We start from the raw sequence: 22,676 nt of genomic DNA, 5'->3' as shown, positions 1-22,676 counted from the left end.
AGCCTGGTGTTACGGATGGTTCGACACGCTCCACGCAACGGCACCGCAGAGCCAGATGGCTTCTGCGGTGCCGTTCTTCTAACCGGGTCCTGTTATGCGGGCGGCGGCACGGGCGCCGGGGCGGGTGCCGGCACCGGCGGCTTCATCGCCGAGGTGATCGCCGGCATCACCATGCCCTTGAGCAGGTCGATCGCCTGGCCTGCGCCGAGCTGATTGGCGGCGCTCGACAGGTCGCCGAACAGGCCGCCGCCACCGCTGCTGGTGGCGGGCATCGCCGACAGCGACGGATCGGCGCCCAGTAGCGGGTAGGTGCCCGCGGCTGGGTCGAGCCCGATCGGGGCCGAGATCGGCACCTCACCCGGGGCGGGCAGGCCGCCCGAAAGTGACGGGTCGAGGCCCACCGGGGAGGTGGTCAGGCCGGTGCCGCCCAATGAGGTGGGCGACGTCGTCAGCCCGCCGGTGGCCGGCGGGGTGAGCGCCGGGTTGGTCAGCGAGCCTGCCGGGTCGGTCAGCCCGCCGGTGGCCGGCGGGGTGAGCGCCGGGTCGGTCAGTGACCCTGCGCCCGCCGGGGTGAGCGCGGGATCGGTGAGGGACCCGGTTGCCGAGGGCAATGCCCCTGTCGGCGAGCCCGCGGTAGGGGCGAGTCCGTTGGGGCTGGTCAGTGCCGCGTCGGGGGACGCCAGTCCGGGCGCGGTCAAGCCCTGGCTCGGCATACCCGGCGCGGTCAGGCCCGGCGCGGTCAAGCCTGGGGAGGCCAGGCCCGGCGAGGTCAGGGTGGGTGAGCCCAGCGTCGGCGTCGGCGACGAGCCGGTCAGCAGACCGGTCGGCATCGGCGGCAGGTTGATGCCGAACTGGGACAGCCCCTGTGACAGGGCGGACATCAGCTCGCCGGGGAGGTCGGTGACCAGTGCGGCCTGGGTGAACTCGCGTTCTTGGGGCGCGGGGGAAAGCTGCGATACGGCAACTAGGGCGACTGGACTTGCGACTGCCACTGCGGCGACTGCGCTCATGGCTGTCGAGAGCTTGCGTCGACGACGGTTCGGCACGGAAGTCTCCTCAATATGTTTACTGCAAGGACTGCACTTCGGGTTGCAGGGTGGTGCTTTCCTCTTGCTGCGTCGGCATCCGGAATCCGATGCGGTGAAGTCCATGAGTGCCAACGAGATCGATGTTAAAGCTGTGACTCATGGGTCTAAAGTGACGATATTGAATCGTGAGCGAATTGCGACCTGGCTCCTTCGCCGAATTCGGGGCAGGGGGGCGCGGTCGGATACCCTGGCTGCCGATGACGTCCTTATCTCCCCGGGTCGCTGCAGACCAGTCCAGCGGACATTTCGACTTATTCGTCGTCGGCTCCGGTTTCTTCGGTCTGACGATCGCTGAGCGCGTGGCGACGCAACTCGGCAAGCGCGTGCTCGTTATAGAACGCCGCCCGCATATCGGTGGTAACGCCTTCTCGGAAGCCGAACCGCAGACGGGTATCGAAGTCCACAAGTACGGCGCCCACCTGTTCCACACCTCCAATCAGCGGGTGTGGGATTACGTGCGGCAGTTCACCGACTTCACGGGCTATCAGCACCGGGTCTTCGCGATGCACAACGGCCAGGCCTACCAGTTCCCGATGGGCCTCGGTCTGGTCGCTCAGTTCTTCGGCCGTTACTTCACCCCGGATGAGGCTCGCGCCCTGATCGCCGACCAGGCCAGCGAGATCGCCGGCCATGAGGCGGCCAACTTCGAGGAGAAGGCCATCTCGCTGATCGGGCGCCCGCTCTACGAGGCGTTCGTGAAGGACTACACGGCCAAGCAGTGGCAGACCGACCCGAAGGAACTGCCCGCTGCCAACATCACCCGGCTGCCGGTGCGCTACACGTTCGACAACCGCTACTTCAACGACACGTACGAGGGCCTGCCGGTCGACGGATACACCGCCTGGCTGGAGAACATGGCCGCCGACGATCGCATCGAGGTGCGGTTGGACACCGATTGGTTCGACGTCCGCGACGGCCTGCGCGCGGCCAATCCGGACGCGCCGGTGGTCTACACCGGCCCGCTCGACCGCTACTTCGACTATTCCGAAGGCAGGTTGGGCTGGCGCACACTGGATTTCGAACTCGAGGTGCTTAGCACCGGAGACTTTCAGGGCACCCCGGTGATGAACTACAACGACGCCGACGTGGACTACACCCGGATCCACGAGTTCCGCCATTTCCACCCGGAGCGGGAATACCCGGCCGACAAGACCGTGATCATGCGGGAATACTCGCGGTTCGCCAAAGAGGACGACGAGCCGTACTACCCGATCAACACCGAAGCCGATCGCGCCCTGCTGGCCTCCTACCGGGCCCGCGCCAAGGCCGAGACCGCCACGGCGAAGGTGCTTTTCGGTGGCAGGCTGGGCACCTACCAGTACCTTGACATGCACATGGCCATCGCCAGCGCACTCAACATGTACGACAACACCCTGGCACCGCACCTGTCCGACGGTGCGCCGCTGGCTACCGAAGAGGAAAGCAGCAAAGCATGAGTGACATCCCATCCGGCGCACTCGACGCCGGAGAGTCGCGGGCCGTCAGTCTGCTGGCCCGCGTCATCCTGCCGCGACCGGGCGAGCCGCTCGACGTCCGCAAGCTCTACCTCGTCGACGACCCGACCAATGCCCGCCGGGCACATGCGCCCACCCGCACCACCCTTGAGATCGCCACCGAGTCCGCGATCTCGTTTGCCACCTACTTCAACGCGTTCCCGGCCAGCTACTGGCGCCGGTGGTCGACATTGAAGTCGGTGGTCCTGCGCGTCGAGCTGACGGGCACGGCCCGCGTCGACGTCTACCGCTCCAAGGCCACGGGTGCGCGCATCACCGTCGGCGGCGCCCCCGTCTCCAGCGGTGACTCCTCCGAACCCGCTGTGGTCGAATTCGAGATCGACCTGACCCCCTTCGAAGACGGCGGCTGGATCTGGTTCGACATCACCTCCGACACCGCAGTGCGGGTGCACAGCGCCGGTTGGTACGCCCCGACGCCCGCGCCGGGCCGGGCCAATGTGGCCGTCGGCATCCCGACCTTCAACCGGCCCTCCGACTGTGTCAACGCCCTGGCCGCGCTGACCTCGGATCCGCTGGTAGACGAGGTGGTCAGCGCGGTCATCGTCTCCGACCAGGGCACGAGCAAGGCGAAGGACCATCCCGGTTTCCAGGCCGCCGCGGCGGGCTTGGGCGACCGCCTCTCCATTCACAACCAGCCCAACCTCGGCGGTTCCGGCGGCTACAGCCGGGTGATGTACGAGGCGCTGAAGAACACCGACTGTGAACAGATCCTGTTCATGGACGACGACATCCGCATCGAACCCGATTCGATCCTGCGCGCCCTGGCTATGAACCGGTTCGCCAAGGAACCGATCCTGGTGGGTGGCCAGATGCTCAACCTGCAGGAACCCTCGCACCTGCACATCATGGGCGAGATGGTCGACCGCACGAACTTCATGTGGTCGGCCGCCCCCAACGCCGAGTACGACCACGACTTCGCCAAGCACGCCCTCGATGACACCGATTCGGACCGCAGCAAGCTGCTGCACCGCCGTATCGACGTGGACTTCAACGGCTGGTGGATGTGCATGATCCCCCGTCAGGTGGCCGAGGAACTCGGCCAGCCGCTGCCGCTGTTCATCAAGTGGGACGACGTCGAATACGGCTTGCGCGCCGCCGAGCACGGCTATCGCACGGTCACCCTGCCCGGTGCGGCGATCTGGCACATGGCCTGGAGCGACAAGGACGACGCCATCGACTGGCAGGCCTACTTCCACCTGCGCAACCGGCTGGTGGTCTCTGCTGTGCACTGGGACGGCGACGCGCGCGGACTGCTGGCCAGCCACCTCAAGGCCACGTTCAAACACCTGCTGTGCCTTGAATATTCGACGGTCGCCATCCAGAACCGGGCCATGGAGGACTTCCTGGCCGGCCCGGAACACATCTTCTCCATCCTGGAATCGGCGCTGCCCGACATCCGCGCGATGCGCCAGCAGTTCCCTGACGCCGTGGTGTTGGGCGGCGCCACCGAGCTGCCGCCGGCCTCGGATCTCAAGCGCAAGAGGATCCGCATCCCGGTGTCCAAGCCGGCCATCTTGGTGAACCTGGCCCGCGGCGTCGTCCATCAGATGCGCCGGCACGATCCGGAAACCCATGTCCGGCCACAGATCAACGTGGCGACCCAGGACGCGCGCTGGTTCTCGCTGTGCCGGGCCGACGGGGTCACCGTCACCACCGCGGATGGCCGAGGTGTGGTGTACCGGCAGCGCGACCGCGCCAAGATGTTCGCGCTGTTGCGCGCCTCGCTGCGCCAGCAATTACGTGTGGTCCGTCAGTTCGACCGGATGCGCAAGGTCTATCGTGAGGCGCTGCCGGTGCTGACCAGCACCCAGAAGTGGGAGACGGTGTTGCTGACAGAGTCGGCGGAGAAAAACTGACATGACCGATGCCCCGCGCGGCGAGGACGCCGTGTTGGTTGCCGTGCAGGCTGCTCTGGCCACCCGGCCGGGCGTGCTGACCGGTGCGCGTGCACTGTCGCATTTCGGCGAGCACAGTTTGGGTTGGCTGGGGCTCGCGGCCGCCGGCGCGCTGGCCCAGCCGGCCAAGCGCAAGTCATGGTTGGCGGTTGGCATCGGTGCCTTTGCCGCTCATGCCGCCGCGGTTCTGATCAAACGGGTGGTGCGCCGGGAGCGGCCACATCATCCCGACATCGCCGTGAACGTCGGGACGCCGAGCCGGCTGAGTTTCCCGTCGGCGCATGCCACCTCGACCGCCGCGGCCGCCGTGTTGCTGGCCCGGACGACGGGGCTGCCGGTGCGGGCGGCGCTGGTGGTGCCGATGGCGCTGTCACGCCTGGTGTTGGGTGTGCACTATCCCTCCGACGTGCTGACCGGCGTGGCCGTCGGGACGGTGGTGGGTTCTGTGGTCGGAAAAACTGCCGGTGTTGGGCCGAAGGAGACCGTGGCCAAATGAGTGAGGAAGCGCAGCCGGAGGGTGCTCCGCCGAAGAACCTGGCCGTCGGGCTGGTCAAGGCAGTTCGGCCACGGCAGTGGATCAAGAACCTGCTGGTGCTCACGGCCCCGGTGGCCGCGGTCGGCAGCGGGATCCAGTACGACTACGCCGATCTCGCGTTCAAGGTGTCGATCGCGTTCGTGGTGTTCTGTCTGGCCGCGTCGTCGATCTACCTGGTCAACGACGCGCGTGACGTCGAGGCCGACCGGGCGCACCCCACGAAGCGGTTCCGGCCCATCGCCGCCGGAGTGGTCCCGGAATCGCTGGCCTACGCGCTGGCGGTCGTGCTCGGGGTGGCCTCGATCGGCATCTCGTGGTTGCTGACCCCGAATCTCGCGCTGGTGATGATTGTGTACATCGCCATGCAGCTGGCGTACTGCTTCGGGCTCAAACACCAGGCCGTGCTGGACATCTGCATCGTGTCGCTGGGGTTCTTGATCCGGGCGATCGCCGGTGGTGTGGCCGCCGACATCCCGTTGTCGCAATGGTTCCTGCTGGTGATGGCGTTCGGCGCGCTGTTCATGGCGGCCGGAAAACGTTATGCCGAGCTGCAATTGGCCGAGCGCACCGGCGCCAAGATCCGCAAGTCGCTGGAGCGGTACACGAGTAGCTACCTGCGGTTCGTGTGGACGTTGTCGGCCACCGCGGTGGTGGTCTGCTACGGCCTGTGGGCCTTCGGACGCGACAGCGCCAGCGGCGGCTACGGCGCGGACGGGAATGCCTCGTGGTACGCGATCACGATCGTTCCCTGGACGGTCGCGATCCTCCGCTATGCGGTGGACATCGATGGTGGCATCGCCGGTGAGCCAGAGGAGATCGCACTGAAAGACCGAGTTCTGCAGATCCTGTTCCTGGCGTGGATCGGAACCATCGGTGCTGCCATCTACTTCAGCTGACCGGATCACGCTGCGCCGCCTGGCAGGTGGCGTGGGTGACCGGTTGGCGGCGCGCTGGCCGGTGTTTCCGTACGACGCCACGGTGCGGATCAGCCTGTGGGTGAGCGTGGTGGTGACGGCCGCGCTGTTCGGCTGGGGCGCCTGGCAGCGCCGCTGGATTGCCGACGACGGACTCATCGTGCTGCGGACGGTGCGAAACCTGTTGGCGGGCAACGGCCCGGTCTTCAATGCGGGTGAGCGGATCGAAGCCAACACCTCCACGGTGTGGACCTACCTGGTGACACTGGGCGCCTGGCTGGGCGGCCCGGTCCGGATGGAGTACGTGGCCCTGGCACTGGCGCTGACGCTGAGCGTGCTCGGCATCGTGCTGGCGATGCTCGGCACCGGCCGGTTGTACGCACCGAGCCTGCAGGGCCGCCGCGCCCTGCTGCTGCCCGCAGGCGCACTGGTCTACATCGCGGTCCCCCCGGCGCGCGACTTCGCCACCTCGGGACTTGAAAACGGTTTGGTGCTGGCCTATTTGGGCTTGCTGTGGTGGATGATGGTGTGCTGGTCGCAGGCTCTGCGGCGACCGAAACCCGTGTCCGGCAGGTACTTCGAAGGGGCTCTGGCCGCCGTCGCCGGGCTCAGCGTGCTGGTCCGGCCCGAGCTCGCGCTGATCGGTGTGGGCGCGCTGGTGATGATGCTGGTCGCGGCACGTGGGTGGCGCCGCCGGGTCCTGATCGTGGTGGCCGGTGGGCTGCTGCCGGTCGCCTACCAGATCTTCCGGATGGGTTACTACGGACTGCTGGTGCCGGGCACCGCGGTGGCCAAGGACGCCTCGGGCTCCAAGTGGGCCCAGGGCCTGACCTACCTGACCAATTTCAACCAGCCGTACCTGCTGTGGGTGCCGGTGATGCTGCTGGCCGCACTCGGGGTGGTCCTGCTGGCCACCAGGACCCGGCCGTGGTGGGTGCGCCACCAGGTGCCCCGCGGCTACGGCTGGCTGGCCCGGACTGTCCAAAGTCCGGCTGCCGTGGTGCTTTTCATGTTCGTCAGCGGGGTGCTGCAAGCGCTCTACTGGGTGCGCCAGGGCGGCGATTTCATGCACGGCCGGGTGTTGCTGACGCCGCTGTTCTGCATGCTGATGCCCGTCGCGGTGATCCCCGTGGTGCTGCCCGACGGTACGAAGTTCACCAGGGAGACGGGTTATCTGCTGGCCGCGGCCACCAGCGTGCTGTGGGCCGCGGTGGTGGGTTGGTCGATCTGGGCCGCGAACTCGCCCGGTCTGGGTGCCGACGGGACGCGGGTCACCTACTCGGGCATCGTCGACGAACGGCGGTTCTACTCGCAGGCCACGGGACACGCGCACCCGTTGACCGCCGCCGACTACCTGGATTACCCGCGCATGCGGGCGGTGCTGACCGCGATCGAGAACACCCCTGACGGGGCACTGCTGCTGCCGTCGGGCAACTACGACGTATGGGACGTCGTACCGGCCTACCCGCCGCCTCCCGGTCTGTCCGAGTCGGAGCGTCGGGCACTGAAAACTCCGCACACCGTGTTCTTCACCAACATGGGCATGCTGGGCATGAACGTCGGGTTGGACGTCCGGGTCATCGACCAGATCGGCTTGACGAATCCGCTGGCCATGCACACCCAGCGGTTGACCGATGGCCGAATCGGCCACGACAAGAACCTTTTTCCGGATTGGGCGGTGGCCGAGGGGCCGTTCCTCAAGACCCGGCCCTACATCCCGGCCTATCTGGACGAGGAATGGATCGCCCAGGCGGAGGCCGCGCTGGAGTGCCCGGCCACCGAGTCGATGCTCAACTCGGTGCGCGGCGAGATGACCCCGCGGCGGTTCCTGTCCAACCTGGTCCACGCGTATGACTTCACGAAGTACCGGATCGATCGGGTGCCGCTCTACGACCTCAAGCGCTGCGGCCTGCCGGTTCCCGAGCCGAAGAAGCCGCCGTACACCGGGATGCCGGCCACCGGACCCTGATCGTTCGCGAAGTTGTCACAGCCGAATCTGTGTGTTTGGTAACGCTGGGCGCGGCTGGGCCGATACGCAGACGGGCCTGTGTACAGATCTTGATTGGACGGTACGAAGAAACCGATGCTGACCTCTGGTGTTCATCTCACGCGCCGCCGGGGGTGGCAGGGCTTCGAACCGTGCCTGATCGCGACCGTCAACGGTGCACGGGCGACCGGGGACGACAACTGCTGCAGAGAAGCACCACGCGTTCGTGTGGTTGACTACACGGGCACGTGAGCCGCTTACGTCGGTGTGAATCGATGTGCGGAATACGAAGAAGAGATCAGATAGGGAGCGGTATGAAGTTCGTTGGGAAGATGCGCGGCGCAGCGGCAGGTCTGTCGCGCCGGCTGACGGTTGCGGTCGCCGCAGCGGCCGTACTGCCTGGCCTGGTTGGCGTCGTCGGCGGCTCGGCGACCGCAGGAGCCTGGTCTCGACCTGGCCTGCCGGTGGAGTATCTCGACGTTCCGTCAGCTGGGATGGGGCGCAATATCCGGGTTGAGTTCCAGAGCGGTGGGGCGGGCGCACCCGCGCTGTATCTGCTCGACGGCATGCGCGCCCGTGAGGACAACAACGGTTGGGACATCGAACTCCCGACGTTCGAGTGGTTCCTGAACTCCGGCATCTCGGTTGTGATGCCGGTCGGTGGCCAGTCCAGCTTCTACACCGACTGGTACAAGCCGGCGTGTGGCAGCAAGGACGGCGGCTGCAAGACCTACAAGTGGGAGACCTTCCTGACCCAGGAGCTGCCGCAGTGGCTGGCAGCCAACCGGGACGTCAAGCCGACCGGCAGCGCCGTGGTGGGTCTGTCGATGGCCGGTTCGTCGGCGCTGATCCTGGCGGCCCGCCACCCGGACCAGTTCATCTACGCGGCCTCGCTGTCGGGCACGTTGAACCCGTCCGAGGGCTGGTGGCCGATGCTGATCGGTATCTCGATGGGTGACGCCGGTGGCTACAAGGCCGACGACATGTGGGGCAAGACCGGTGACCCGGGCAACGCCTGGAAGGCCAACGACCCCACCGAGCAGGTCGCCACGCTCGCGAACAACGGCACCCGCATCTGGGTGTACTGCGGTAACGGCAAGCCGGGCGAGCTCGGTGGCACCGACATGCCGGCCAAGTTCCTCGAGGGCTTCGTCTGCCGGACGAACTCCACCTTCCAGGAGAAGTACATCGCGGCCGGTGGCAGGAACGGTGTGTTCAACTTCCCGCAGAGCGGTACGCACGCCTGGGCCTATTGGGGTCAGCAGCTGCAGGCCATGAAGCCTGACCTGCAGCGGGTCCTGGGCGCCACCCCGACCGCCTGAGCGGACGCGGGTAACACCAGGTAAGACAACGGAAGACGGCGGCGATCCCCACGGGGTCGCCGCCGTCAGCCGTTTGCGGCCCCTCCTGCGGGGGCGATGTGGTTCACTACAACGCGGGTTACGTGTGCGGGGGCACTTCGAGCGACCGGCAGCAGGAGAGGTTGATGATGAGGCGTGCGTTGAGTCTGATGCGGGCGATGCTGCTGGCCCTGTTGGCTCCGGTGCTCGGTGCCGGCCTGTGGGCCGTATCGGCGGCGACGGACACTCCCGCCCGCGCCGACGGTGTCGAGTATCTGATGGTCCCGTCAGCGGCGATGGGCCGCGATATTCCGGTGGCGTTCCAGGGCGGTGGGCCGCATGCGGTGGTCCTGCTCGACGCGTTCAACGCCGCCCCTGACGTCAGCAACTGGGTCAACGCCGGCCACGCGATGTCGACACTGGCCGGCCGCGGTATCTCGGTGGCGGCCCCGGCGGGCGGCGCCTGGAGCATGTACACGAACTGGGAGCAGGACGGCAGCAAGCAGTGGGAGACGTTCCTGTCCGCTGAGCTGCCCGACTGGCTGGCCGCGAACAAGGGTCTGGCCCCGGGCGGGCACGGGGTCGTGGGCGCCTCGCAGGGCGGTACCGCCGCGCTGACCCTGGCCGCATTCCACCCCGATCGGTACCGCTTCGCCGGCTCGCTGTCGGGCTTCCTGACCCCGTCGGCCACCACCCTCAACGGCGCGATCACGGCCGGGATGGCCGAGTTCGGCGGGGTGGACAGCTACGGCATGTGGGGTGCCCCACAGCTGGGCCGCTGGAAGTGGCATGACCCCGACGTGCACGTGCAATTGCTGGCCGATGCCAACACCCGGCTGTGGGTGTACAGCCCGGCCACGCTGACATGTAGCGACCCGGCCGCGATGATCGGTGTCTGCGATCAGGCGCAGGGCAGCAACCGGTCGTTCTACCAGCACTACCGCTCCGTCGGTGGCAGCAACGGGCACTTCGACATGCCGGCCGGAGGTCAGCATGACTGGGGTAGCTGGGCCCCGCAGCTGGCGCATATGTCGGGCGAATTGGTCGCGACCATCAAGTAGCGGTCCGGGCGACCTGCCGGAATGACCAGAATCGGCTGCGCCGGGGCACTTTTCACCAGCCGGTACGGTGGAGGCGTGCAGCACACACTACGGTCGGCCACCTTGGTGGCAGCGGTGTCCGTTGCGTCGTTGCTCACGGCATGCGATGCGGGCGACGACATCATGGCGCCACTGGTGTTGCCCACCTCACAGGTCAGCGGTGCCCAGCCGCAGGCGGTGTCGGCTCAGCCGCTGCCACGCCGCAGCGGTGAGCTGGATATCACCTCGCAGCAGCACACGTACCTCGACGAGCTCAAGGCTGTCGGGATCACCCCGTCCAGTGAGCTGTTGGCGCTGTCGATCGGGTCCTATGTGTGCCAGGCCCGCGCCGCCAGGCAGAATGAGCAGGCCGTGCGCGCGTTTGTCCTGCCGCTGGTGCGTAGCGACGTCCGGGCGTCGCGGTCCGGGCAGAAAAGCCCGACATCGGCCGAGATCGACGCCGCCGCCACCGACTACATCCGCACCGCCACCGAACATCTCTGCTAGCCGCAGACCTACACCGCACCGCACGCGAGGAGCCCGAGTAACCCATGGCCAAAAATGCCAGCCGCCGGAAGCGTCACCGCATCCTGGCCCTGATCGCCGCCGCGGCGATGGCACTCGTCGTGGTGCTCGTGGTGACGATCGTGGTGATCGTGATGCGTCGTCCCGAGACTCCGTCGGCGCCGCCGACGGCCCAGCCTCCCGCCGGGGTGCCCGGCCCGTCGACGCCGCGGAAGCCGCGCCCGGAGTTCCAGTCCGCCGACTGCCCCGATGTGATGATGGTTTCGATCCCGGGCACCTGGGAGTCCTCGCCGCAGGACGACCCGTTCAATCCGACGCAGTTCCCGCTGTCTCTCATGACCAACATCAGCCGGCCGATGGCCGAGCAGTTCGGGAAGGACCGCCTCGAGGTCTACACGGTGCCCTACACCGCGCAGTTCCATAACCCGTTCTCGGCAGACAACCAGATGTCGTACAACGACAGCCGCGCAGAGGGGAAGCGCACCGCGGTCAAGGCCATGACGGACATGAACGACCGCTGCCCGCTGACCAGTTATGTGATCGCCGGGTTCTCGCAGGGCGCGGTGATCGGCGGTGACCTCGCCAGCGATATCGGCAACGGCCGCGGCCCGGTCGATGAAGACCTGGTTCTGGGTGTGACGTTGATCGCCGACGGCCGCCGCCAGTTCGGTGTCGGGCAGGACGTCGGACCCAACCCGCCCGGTCAGGGCGCCGAGATCACGTTGCACGAGGTGCCGGTGCTGTCCGAGATGGGTCTGACGATGACCGGCCCGCGGCAGGGCGGTTTCGGTGCCCTCGACGGCCGGACCAACCAGATCTGCGGCAAGGGCGACTTGATCTGCTCGGCGCCGGAAGAGGCTTTCTCGATCTTCAACCTGCCCAAGACTTTGGAGACGCTGTCCGGCAGCGCGGCCGGGCCGGTGCACGCCTTGTACAACACCCCGCAGTTCTGGGTGGAGAACGGGCAGACGGCCACCCAGTGGACGCTGAACTGGGCGAAGGACCTGGTGGAGAATGCGCCTCATCCCAAGCACGGATGAGCGGCGCGGCGGATTTGGTCGGGACCGTCACGGTCCCTTAACATTAAGAGAAAAATAAGAGCTTCGCGCGTGCGTGGTTGGTTGACTAGAGCCGTCAGCTGACTCGTAGGCGTGGTCGCCGCGCCCGGTACGATCGTCCGGGTTTGGGTACGTACGGCCGCCGAGTGGCTGCAACGCACCGCCAATGACGTGCGACAACGCGACGAGTACGGCTCTGACAGGAGAAGTTAAATGCCGTTCATCAATCCGTTCATCAAGGACGGTCAGATCAAGTTCCCGGACGGAGCCAGCGTCGTCGAGCACGTCGAGCGCTGGGCCAAGGTTCGCAGCGACAAGCTGGCGTACCGCTTCCTGGACTTCTCCACCGAACGTGACGGCGTGGCCCGTGATTTGACCTGGGCCCAGTTCAGCGCCCGCAACAAGGCTGTCGCCGCCCGGCTGCAGCAGGTCACCCAGCCTGGTGATCGCGTCGCCATCCTGTGCCCGCAGAACCTGGACTATCTGGTCGCGTTCTTCGGCGCGATCTACGCCGGACGCATCGCGGTGCCGCTGTTCGACCCGTCCGAGCCCGGCCACGTGGGCCGCCTGCACGCCGTGCTGGACAACTGCCACCCGTCGGCGATCCTGACCACCACGGAGGCCGCCGAGGGCGTACGCAAGTTCTTCCGCAGCCGCCCGGCCAACCAGCGTCCCCGCGTCATCGCGGTGGATGCGGTGCCCGACGACGTCGCCGCCACCTGGGTCCACCCCGAGGGGCCTGACGAGACCACCATCGCGTACCTGCAGTACACCTCGGGGTCGACCCGAATCCCCACCGGTGTGCAGATCACCCACCTCAACATGGCGACCAACATCGTGCAGATCGTCGAGGCGCTGGAAGGCGAGGAGGGCGACCGCGGTCTGTCCTGGCTCCCGTTCTTCCACGACATGGGTCTGATCACCGCGCTGATCGCCCCGATGATCGGCCACTACTTCACCTTCATGACCCCGGCCGCCTTCGTGCGCCGGCCGGAACGGTGGATCCGTGAGATGGCCCGCAAGGAAGGCGACACCGGCGGTGTCATCTCGGTGGCCCCGAACTTCGCGTTCGACCATGCCGCCGCCCGCGGCGTCCCCAAGGACGGCACGCCGCTGGACCTCTCCAACGTCAAGGCCGTGCTCAACGGCAGTGAGCCGATCTCGGCTGCCACCGTGCGCCGGTTCAACGAGGCCTTCAGCCCGTTCGGCTTCCCGGCCAAGGCGATCAAGCCGTCCTACGGCCTGGCCGAGGCCACGCTGATGGTGTCGACCACGCCGTCCGCCGAAGAGCCCAAGATCATCTACGTCGACCGCGACGAACTGAACACCGGTCGCATCGTCGAGGTGGACGGCGACTCGCCCAAGGCGGTCGCCCAGGCCTCGGCCGGCAAGGTCGGTGTCTCCGAGTGGGCCGTCATCGTCGACGCGGACAGCGCGACCGAGCTGCCCGACGGCCAGGTCGGCGAGATCTGGATGAGCGGTCAGAACATGGGCACCGGCTACTGGGGGAAGCCCGAAGAAACCGTCAACATCTTCCAGAACACCCTCAAGTCGCGGACCAGCCCGTCGCACGCCGAGGGCGCGGAGGACGACGCCACCTGGGTCCGTACCGGCGACTACGGCGCCTTCTACAACGGCGACCTGTACATCACCGGCCGCGTCAAGGACCTGGTGATCATCGACGGCCGCAACCACTACCCGCAGGACCTGGAGTACTCGGCGCAGGAGGCCAGCAAGGCGCTGCGTACCGGCTACGTCGCGGCGTTCTCGGTGCCGGCCAACCAGCTGCCCGACGAGGTGTTCGAGAACGCGCACGCGGGCCTGCACCGTGACGACGACGACAGCTCCGAGCAACTGGTGATCGTCGCCGAGCGGGCGCCCGGCGCCCACAAGCTCGAAGTCGGGCCGATCACCGACGACATCCGCGCGGCGATCGCGGTGCGGCACGGCGTCACCGTGCGCGACGTGCTGCTGACCGCGGCCGGTGCCATCCCGCGTACCTCCAGCGGCAAGATCGGCCGGCGGGCCTGCCGCTCGGCCTACCTCGACGGGTCGCTGCGCAGCGGGAAGATCGCCAACGATTTCCCCGACGAGACCGACTGAGCTGAGCTGACCCACACCGCCGACTGCCGGCCGGTTGAGACAAAGGTGACCTGAACATGGATGAAACACAAAGCAATTCGAATCTTCCAGACGGCACCGAGCCCGCCGCGGCACCGTCGTCGCGTCCGGATCTGACCGTCGCGGAGATGCGCGAATGGCTGCGCAAGGCGGTGGCCAACGCCACCGGGCAGTCGGCCGACGCGATCGACGAGACCACCCCGCTGATCGAGCTGGGTCTGTCTTCTCGTGATGCGGTGGCGATGGCCAGCGACATCGAGGACCTCACCGGCGTCACGCTGACGGCCACGGTGCTGTTCCGGCACCCCACCATCGAGTCGCTGGCGACGGTCATCATCGAGGGCGAGCCCGAGCCTCCGAGCACCGACGACGAGGACTGGTCGCGGGAACGCGATGTGGAAGACATCGCCATCGTCGGCGTTGCCACCCGCTTCCCGGGTGACCTGAACACCCCCGACCAGATGTGGGAGGCCCTGCTCGCCGGCAAGGACTGCATCACCGACCTGCCCGAGGGCCGCTGGGAAGAGTTCCTCTCCGAGCCGCGGATCGCCGAGCGCGTGGCCAAGGCCCGCACCCGTGGCGGCTATCTTTCGGACATCAAGGGCTTCGACTCCGAGTTCTTCGCGTTGTCGAAGATGGAGGCCGACAACATCGACCCGCAGCAGCGCATGGCGCTGGAGCTGACCTGGGAGGCCCTGGAGCACGCCCGCATCCCGGCGTCGAGCCTGCGCGGCACCAGTGTCGGTGTGTTCGTGGGTAATTCGACCAACGACTACCAGTTCCTGGCGGTCTCGGATCCGTCGGTCACGCACCCGTACGCCATCACCGGCACCGCGAGTTCGATCATCGCCAACCGGGTTTCGTACTTCTATGACTTCCGCGGCCCGTCGGTCGCCGTCGACACCGCATGCTCCAGTTCGCTGGTGGCAGCGCATCAGGGTGTGCAGGCGTTGCGTTCCGGTGAGGCCGACGTGGCCATCGTCGGCGGTGTCAACGCGTTGATCACCCCCATGGTCACCGTCGGCTTCGACGAGGTGGGTGGCGTGCTGGCCCCGGACGGCCGGATCAAGTCGTTCTCCTCGGACGCCGACGGCTACGCCCGGTCCGAGGGTGGCGGCATGCTGGTGCTCAAGCGGGTGTCCGACGCCCGTCGTGGCGGCGACCAGATCCTGGCCGTCATCGCCGGCAGCGCGATCAACCACGACGGCCGGTCCAACGGTCTGCTCGCCCCCAATCCCGATGCGCAGGAAGCGGTTCTGCGGAAGGCCTACAAGGACGCCGGGATCAACCCGCGGACCGTCGACTACATCGAGGCGCACGGCACCGGCACCATCCTCGGCGACCCCATCGAGGCCGACGCCCTCGGCCGCGTGGTCGGGCGCGGTCGTGAGGCGGACAAGCCGGCCCTGCTGGGCGCGGTGAAATCCAATGTGGGCCACCTCGAATCGGCCGCGGGCGCGGCGAGCCTGGCCAAGATGACGCTGTCGCTGGCCAACGACAAGCTGCCGCCGTCGATCAACTACGCCGGGCCCAACCCGTACATCGACTTCGACAAAGAACACCTCAAGGTCAACGACACCGTCTCGGAATGGCCGCGCTACAGCGGACACGCGATCGCCGGTGTGTCCGGATTCGGCTTCGGCGGCGCCAATGCCCACCTGGTGCTGCGCGAAGTGCTGTCCTCGGATCTTGTGGAACCGCAGCCGGAACCTGAAGCGGCTGAAGAGAAGTCGGATGCTGACGAGGCCAACGCCGTGTACGTCGGCGGTGTGCGGATGGACGAGTACGGCGAGTTCATTCACGACGATGATGAATCCGGGGCCGACGAGTACCCGGCGTACGACGAGGCGAACCACGAACTGCCCGGGCTGACCGACGAGGCCAAGCGCCTGATCGAGGCCGCCCGCGAGGAGCTGGCCGCAGCTGACGCCGCCGAACCTGTCAAGAAGGTTGTCCCGCTTGCTGTCTCGGCCTTCCTGACCTCGCGCAAGAAAGTCGCTGCCGCTGAGTTGGCGGACTGGATGGACAGCGAAGAGGGCCGGGCGTCCTCGCTGGAATCCATCGGACGCTCGCTGTCACGCCGCAACCACGGCCGTTCGCGTGCCATCGTGCTGGCCCACGACCACGACGAGGCGATCAAGGGTCTGCGCGCCGTCGCCGAGGGCAAGCAGCACCCGAGCGTGATCTCGGCCGACGGTCCGGTCACCAACGGTCCGGTGTGGGTGTTGGCGGGTTTCGGGGCGCAGCACCGCAAGATGGGCAAGAGCCTGTACCTGCGCGAGCCGGTTTTCGCGGAGTGGATCGACAAGGTCGATGCCCACATCCAGGATGAGCGCGGGTACTCCGTTGTCGAGCTGATCCTCGACGACTCGATCGACTACACGAACGAGACGTGCGAATACCCCATCGAAGTGGTCCAGACGGTGATCTTCGCCATCCAGATCGCGCTCGGCGAGTTCCTCAAGGCCCACGGTGCCAAACCGGGTGCGGTAGTGGGGCAGTCGCTCGGTGAGGCGGCCGCCGCATACTTCTCCGGCGGCCTGAGCCTGGCCGATGCCACCCGGACCATCTGCTCGCGTGCCCACCTGATGGGTGAGGGCGAGGCGATGCTGTTCGGCGAGTACATCCGCCTGATGGCGCTGGTCGAGTACTCGGCCGACGAGATCAAGACGGTCTTCGCCGACTACCCGGGCCTTGAGGTGTGTGTCTACGCGGCCCCGACCCAGACCGTCATCGGCGGCCCGCCCGAGCAGATCGACGCGATCATCGCCAGGGCGGAATCCGAGGGCAAGTTCGCCCGCAAGCTGCAGACCAAGGGCGCCAGCCACACTCAGCAGATGGACCCGCTGCTCGGTGAACTGTCCGCCGAGATCCAGGGCATCGAGCCGCATCCGCTGAGCACCGGTTACTTCTCGACCGTGCACGAGGGCAAGTTCATCCGTGCCGGCGCCGAGCCGATCCATGACGTGGAGTACTGGAAGAAGGGTCTGCGCCACAGCGTCTACTTCACCCACGGCATCCGCAATGCGGTGGACAACGGCCACACCACGTTCCTTGAGCTGGCGCCGAACCCGGTGGCGCTCATGCAGGTCGGGCTGACGACGGCGTCGGCCGGGCTGCACGATGCCCAACTGATCGCGACCCTGGCCCGTAAGCAGGACGAGGTCGAGTCCATGGTGACCGCCATGGCCCACCTGTTCGTGCACGGACATGACCTGGACTTGCGGACCTTGTTCCCGCGCAAGTCCACCGGCCTGGCCGGCGCGCTGGACTTCGCCAACATCCCGCCGACGAAGTTCAAGCGCAAGCAGCACTGGCTGGACGCGCACTTCACCGGTGACAGCTCCGCGGTGATGCCCGGCAACCATGTCGCGACGCCGGACGGCAAGCATGTCTGGGAGTTTGTGTCGAAGGGCACCGCCGATCTGGCTGCCCTGGTGAAAGCCGCTGCCGCGCAGGTGCTTCCGGATGCCAGGTTGACGGCTTCCGAGCAGCGTGCGGTGCCTGCCGAGGGGTCCCGCCTGGTCACCACGCTGACCCGGCACCCGGGCGGCGCCTCGGTGCAGGTGCATGCCCGGTTGGACAACGGAGGTGAGTCTTCCTTCTGTTTGGTCTACGACGCGATCGTGACCCGGGGTGGCGCAGCGACCACGCTGCCCACTGCGGTAGGTGCCGGTGTTGTCGCAGAACAGGTTTCGGCCGCGCCGGCATTGGCCGAGCCCGAGCCCGAGGATGACGCGGAGATCCTGTCCGACAACCTCACCAAGGGTGCAGGCATGGGCGCCGGCTTCGAGAAGTGGTCGCCGGATTCCGGGGAGACCATCGGCCAGCGGCTGGGCACCATCGTCGGTGCGGCCATGGGTTATGAGCCCGAGGACCTGCCGTGGGAGGTGCCGCTGATCGAGCTGGGCCTGGATTCCCTGATGGCGGTGCGGATCAAGAACCGCGTCGAGTACGACTTCGACCTGCCGCCCATTCAGCTGACCGCGGTGCGCGACGCCAACCTGTACAACGTCGAGGACCTCATCAAGTACGCGATCGAGCACCGCGACGAGGTCGATCAGATCGCCGAGTCCCAGAAGGGCAAGACGGCCGAGGAGATCGCCGCCGAGCAGTCCGAACTGCTGGGTGGTGCCTCCACGGTCGCCGAGCTCGAAGCCAAGCTGGCCGAGGCCGGACATCCGTCGGGTGACAAGCCCGCCGAGGACAGCGAGCCGGACAAGCCCGCCGAGGCCGCGGCCACCGAAGGCTTGGAGATCCCGCCGCCGCCCACCGATCCGGGTGGCCCGGCCATCCCGGCTCCGCCGTCGGATCCGTCGGGACCGAGTAAGGCGACCGCGGCTGCGGCGGCAGCCAAGGTGCTGACCCAGGAGGCGGTCACCGAGGCACTGGGCGCCGACGTGCCCCCGCGTGATGCCGCGGAGCGGGTCACGTTCGCCACGTGGGCGATCGTCACCGGCAAGTCGCCGGGTGGCATCTTCAACGAGCTGCCGTTCGTCGATGTCGAGATGGCGACGAAGCTGTCCGAGCGGCTCTCCGAGCGCGCCGAGGGCACCGTCACGGTTGAGCAGGTGCGGTCGTCGAAGACCATCGAAGAGCTGGCCACGATCGTGCGCGATCAGCTCGAAGAGGGTGTGGTCGACGGGTTCGTGCGCACCCTGCGGCCCGCGCCGAAAGGCACTGCGGGCGGGTCCTCGAAGATTCCGGTGTTCGTGTTCCATCCGGCCGGCGGATCGACGGTCGTCTACGAGCCGTTGCTGAAGCGCTTGCCGGCCGATACGCCGGTGTACGGCATCGAGCGGGTCGAGGGCTCCATCGAGGAGCGCGCCGCCGAATACGTGCCCAAACTCCTTGAGATGCATCAGGGTCCGTTCATCCTGGCCGGCTGGTCGCTGGGCGGGGCGCTGGCTTACGCCTGTGCGATCGGCCTGAAGCAGGCCGGTGCCGACGTCCGGTTCGTGGGCCTGATCGACTGTGTTCGCCCCGGCGAGCCGATCGACCAGAGCCAGGCGGGGATGCGGGCTCGCTGGGACCGCTACGCCCGGTTCGCCGAGCGCACCTTCAACGTCGAGGTTCCCGAGATCCCTTACGAAGAGCTGGAGAAGCTCGACGACGAGGGCCAGGTGAAGTTCGTCCTGGAGGTCGTCGCGCAGAGCGGTGTGCAGATCCCGGGCGGGATCATCGAGCACCAGCGGACGTCCTACCTGGACAACCGGGCCCTGGACACCATCGAGATCCAGCCCTACGACGGGCACGTCACGCTCTACATGGCCGACCGCTACCACGATGACGCGATCGTGTTCGAGCCCGCGTACGCCACCCGTCAGCCCGACGGCGGCTGGGGCGAAGCTGCCTCGGACCTGGAGGTCGTACACATCGGGGGCGAGCACATTCAGGCCATCGATGAGCCGTACATTGCCAAGGTCGGTGCTCATATGAGCGAGGCGATCAACCGTATCGAAGCGGAGAGCGAGAGCAAGTGACGAACAAGACGACGGCTGAACTGCTGGCCGAGCTCCGCGAGAAGCTGGAACTGGCATCCGATCCGGGCGACGAGAAGGCCAGGGCCCGCCGGGACAAGAAGGGAATCCCGTCCGCACGGGCCAGGATTCACGCCCTGCTCGATCCGGGCAGCTTCCTGGAGATCGGTGCGCTGGCCAAGACGCCGGGCGATCCGAGTGCCTTCTTCGGCGACGGCGTGGTGACCGGGCACGGCACCATCAACGGCCGTCCGGTCGGCGTGTTCAGTCACGACCAGACGGTGTTCCAGGGGTCGGTCGGGGAGATGTTCGGCCGCAAGGTGGCCCGGTTGATGGAATGGGTGGCCATGGTCGGTTGCCCGATCATCGGTATCAACGACTCCGCGGGGGCCCGTATCCAGGACACCGCGACCTCGCTGGCCTGGTACGCCGAACTCGGCCGCCGGCACGAGATGTTGCGCGGCCTGGTTCCCGAGATTTCGCTGATCTTCGGCAAATGCGCCGGCGGAGCGGTGTATTCGCCGATCCAGACCGACCTGCTGGTGGCGGTGCGTGACCAGGGCTACATGTTCATCACCGGCCCGGACGTGATCAAGGATGTCACCGGCGAGGATGTCACCTTCGATGAGCTCGGCGGCGCGGATGTGCAGGCGCAGCGCGGCAACATCCACAAGGTGGTCGAGTCGGAGGCCGCCGCCTACCAGTACGTGCGCGACTACCTGAGCTTCCTGCCGTCGAACCACTTCGACAACCCGCCCATCATCAATCCCGGCTTGGAGCCGGAGATCACGCCGCATGACCTGGAGCTGGATTCCATCGTGCCGGACGCCGACAACATGGCCTACGACATGCAGGAGATCCTGCTGCGGATCTTCGACGACGGTGACGTGTTCGAGATCGCCGACCAGCGGTCCCCGGAGCTGATCACCGCGTTCGCCCGGGTCGACGGACATCCGGTCGGCGTCGTCGCCAACCAACCGATGTTCATGTCGGGCGCGATCGGCAACGAGGCTTCGGACAAGGCCGCCAGCTTCATCCGGTTCTGCGATTCCTACAACCTGCCTTTGGTTTTCGTGGTCGACACCCCGGGCGCGATGCCGGGTGTTGCCGAGGAGACGGGCGGCATCATCAAGCGCGGTGGCCGGTTCTTCAACGCCATCGTCGAGGCCGACGTGCCGAAGGTGACGGTCATCATCCGCAAGGCTTACGGCGGCGGGTACGCGGTGATGGGTTCCAAGCAGCTGACGGCCGATCTGAACTACGCCTGGCCTACTGCCCGGATCGCGGTGATCGGTGCCGAGGGCGCGGCCCAGCTGCTGGTCAAGCGGTTCCCGGATCCGACCGCACCTGAGGTGCAGAAGATCCGCGCCGACTTCATCAAGGGCTACAACGACAACATGGCCACGCCGTGGATCGCTGCCGAGCGCGGCTACATCGACGGTGTCATCCAGCCGCACGAAACCCGGTTGCTGCTGCGTAAGTCCCTGAAGCTGTTGCGGGACAAGCAGAACGGCCCCAAGGTGCAGCGCAAGCACGGTTTGCTTCCGCTGTAGCTTGCGGTGAGCGGCCGGCACACAGTCTTACTCACAAGCGTGTAATTCAGAACTACCGCCTGTGAGCAGTGGCGACACTGGGCCCCTGCAAAACCATCCACAAGTTATCCACAGGGCACTGGAGTTCGCTGGATGCTCGGCTGGTTAGGCTGAGGGCGGAAGGGGATCGCCTATGAGCACCGCCGTCGTCGTGGGGAGTGGGCCCAACGGGCTCGCGGCCGCCATCGTGTTGGCCCGGGCCGGGCACGAGGTCACCGTGCTGGAGGCGTCCGACGAAATCGGTGGCGGGGTGCGCTCGGGGACTCTCGGCGGTGTCGTGGTGGACCACTGCTCGGCGATTCACCCGATGGCCGTGGGCTCGGCGTTTCTCGCCGGTCTCGGCCTTGAGCGGCACGGATTGCGCTGGCGCTGGCCTGAAATCGACTGTGCGCACCCGCTCGACAACGGTGAGGCCGGTCTGCTGTATCGCAGTGTCGAGCAGACCGCAGCCGGACTCGGTGCCGACGGCCGGCGTTGGCGGGCACTGTTCGGCGGCCCCGCTGCCCGTTTCGACACGCTTGCCGACGACATCATGGGCCCGCTGGTGCGCATCCCTGCCCATCCCTTGATGCTGGCCCGGTTCGGGTTGCCCACGGTGCTGCCGGCCGCGGTGCTGGCCCGGGTCTTTAAGACCCCGGCGGCCCGGGCGTTGTTCGGAGGCGTTGCGGCCCATACCTTCCGGCCGTTGCACTATCCGATGACCTCGGCGATCGGGCTGGGAATCCTCACGGCCGGACATCGGCACGGCTGGGCCGTCGCCGAAGGCGGGTCGCAGGCGATCACCGATGCGTTGGCCTCGGCCCTGGCCGAACTCGGCGGCAAGGTGCAAACGGGTGTCCGGATCACCACGGCGGCTCAACTGCCGCCGTCGGACATCACCATGTTCGATCTGACGCCGACGGCTGTCGCCGGCATCCTGGGGGCCCGCCTGCCCCGGCTGGCGGCGCATGCTTACCGTCGATTCCGTTATGGCCCAGGCGCCTTCAAGGTCGACTTCGCGGTTCGCGGGCCGGTGCCGTGGACCAATCCCGAGGTGGGGCGGGCCGGTACGGTGCACCTGGCCGGCGACTTCGACGAGATCGCGGCCACCGAGCGGGACATCCATGCCGGACGTATGCCGCGCCGGCCGTTTGTTCTGGTAGGTCAGCAGTACCTGGCGGACCCGGGCCGCTCGGCCGGAAAGATCAATCCGATCTATGCCTATGCTCATGTGCCGCATGGCTATACCGGTGATGCCACCGACGCCATCATCGCGCAGTTCGAGCGGTTCGCGCCGGGATTCGCCGACCGGGTCGTCGAGTCCGCGGTGCGCTCGACCACCGAGATGTCGGTCTACAACCCGAACTACGTCGGCGGCGACATCTGCACCGGTGCCAAGGACATCCGGCAGCTGGTGTTCGGGCCACGGCCCACCCTGGCTCCCTATGACGTCGGGATTCCGGGCATGTACATCTGCTCGGGTGCCACGCCGCCGGGCCCGGGTGCCCATGGCATGTGTGGCGCCAATGCCGCGGTGCGAGCGCTGGAGTATTTGCGCCACCGCTGAGG

The 22,676-nt window shown here is 67.2% G+C and carries 14 protein-coding genes; 13 read left to right on the top strand and 1 reads right to left on the bottom strand.

Annotated elements, in window-relative coordinates:
- Positions 1-92 precede the first annotated feature (92 nt).
- On the bottom strand, positions 93-1,046 hold the full coding sequence (locus E0T84_RS24335) for a hypothetical protein (protein ID WP_138745759.1): 954 nt from the start codon (positions 1,044-1,046) through the stop codon (positions 93-95).
- A gap of 239 nt (positions 1,047-1,285) precedes the next feature.
- Between E0T84_RS24335 and glf the strand changes: the two genes are divergently transcribed.
- The 13 genes from glf to E0T84_RS24270 all read left to right on the top strand — a co-directional run bounded on the left by glf (position 1,286) and on the right by E0T84_RS24270 (position 22,674).
- Positions 1,286-2,524 (top strand): UDP-galactopyranose mutase, encoded by a 1,239-nt coding sequence (gene glf, locus E0T84_RS24330; protein ID WP_138745758.1) that lies wholly within the window; start codon positions 1,286-1,288, stop codon positions 2,522-2,524.
- A complete protein-coding gene (locus tag E0T84_RS24325) occupies positions 2,521-4,458 on the top strand; it encodes a glycosyltransferase (RefSeq protein WP_138745757.1) in 1,938 nt (645 codons plus the stop codon). The genes glf and E0T84_RS24325 overlap by 4 nt, the downstream gene beginning before the upstream one ends.
- Position 4,459: 1 nt before the next feature.
- Positions 4,460-4,993, top strand: coding sequence for a phosphatase PAP2 family protein (locus E0T84_RS24320; protein ID WP_138745756.1), 534 nt, complete (start codon positions 4,460-4,462; stop codon positions 4,991-4,993).
- Positions 4,990-5,928 (top strand): decaprenyl-phosphate phosphoribosyltransferase, encoded by a 939-nt coding sequence (locus tag E0T84_RS24315; RefSeq protein ID WP_138745755.1) that lies wholly within the window; start codon positions 4,990-4,992, stop codon positions 5,926-5,928. The genes E0T84_RS24320 and E0T84_RS24315 overlap by 4 nt, the downstream gene beginning before the upstream one ends.
- Positions 5,906-7,915, top strand: a complete 2,010-nt coding sequence (zomB, locus tag E0T84_RS24310; protein ID WP_371726303.1) for a flagellar motor control protein ZomB — start codon at positions 5,906-5,908, stop codon at positions 7,913-7,915. The genes E0T84_RS24315 and zomB overlap by 23 nt, the downstream gene beginning before the upstream one ends.
- Positions 7,916-8,247: 332 nt before the next feature.
- Complete coding sequence (locus E0T84_RS24305; RefSeq protein ID WP_138745754.1) at positions 8,248-9,255, top strand: esterase family protein; 1,008 nt, start codon at positions 8,248-8,250, stop codon at positions 9,253-9,255.
- Between the two features lie 167 nt (positions 9,256-9,422).
- Complete coding sequence (locus E0T84_RS24300) at positions 9,423-10,334, top strand: alpha/beta hydrolase-fold protein (RefSeq protein ID WP_070186663.1); 912 nt, start codon at positions 9,423-9,425, stop codon at positions 10,332-10,334.
- 75 nt (positions 10,335-10,409) lie between these two features.
- The gene (locus E0T84_RS24295) at positions 10,410-10,859 is read left to right on the top strand and encodes a hypothetical protein (RefSeq protein ID WP_138745753.1); all 450 of its coding nucleotides are present in this window, start codon (positions 10,410-10,412) and stop codon (positions 10,857-10,859) included.
- Between the two features lie 44 nt (positions 10,860-10,903).
- Entirely contained in the window at positions 10,904-11,917 is a 1,014-nt protein-coding gene (locus tag E0T84_RS24290) for a cutinase family protein (RefSeq protein ID WP_138745752.1), read from the top strand.
- Positions 11,918-12,148: 231 nt separating this feature from the next.
- The gene (fadD32, locus tag E0T84_RS24285; RefSeq protein WP_138745751.1) at positions 12,149-14,038 is read left to right on the top strand and encodes a long-chain-fatty-acid--AMP ligase FadD32; all 1,890 of its coding nucleotides are present in this window, start codon (positions 12,149-12,151) and stop codon (positions 14,036-14,038) included.
- Positions 14,039-14,094: 56 nt separating this feature from the next.
- Entirely contained in the window at positions 14,095-19,539 is a 5,445-nt protein-coding gene (pks13, locus tag E0T84_RS24280; RefSeq protein ID WP_171055154.1) for a polyketide synthase Pks13, read from the top strand.
- The gene (locus E0T84_RS24275; RefSeq protein WP_070186667.1) at positions 19,536-21,089 is read left to right on the top strand and encodes an acyl-CoA carboxylase subunit beta; all 1,554 of its coding nucleotides are present in this window, start codon (positions 19,536-19,538) and stop codon (positions 21,087-21,089) included. Before pks13 ends, E0T84_RS24275 begins: the two co-directional genes overlap by 4 nt.
- Before the next feature lie 172 nt (positions 21,090-21,261).
- Positions 21,262-22,674 (top strand): NAD(P)/FAD-dependent oxidoreductase, encoded by a 1,413-nt coding sequence (locus E0T84_RS24270; RefSeq protein ID WP_070946584.1) that lies wholly within the window; start codon positions 21,262-21,264, stop codon positions 22,672-22,674.
- Positions 22,675-22,676: the final 2 nt, after the last annotated feature.

It is taken from the genome of Mycobacterium sp. DBP42 (genome assembly GCF_005924235.1).
Taxonomy (GTDB): Bacteria; Actinomycetota; Actinomycetes; order Mycobacteriales; family Mycobacteriaceae; genus Mycobacterium; species Mycobacterium syngnathidarum.
The sequence above is the reverse complement of the archived record's forward strand: the minus strand, read 5'-3'. Positions and strand labels throughout refer to the sequence as shown.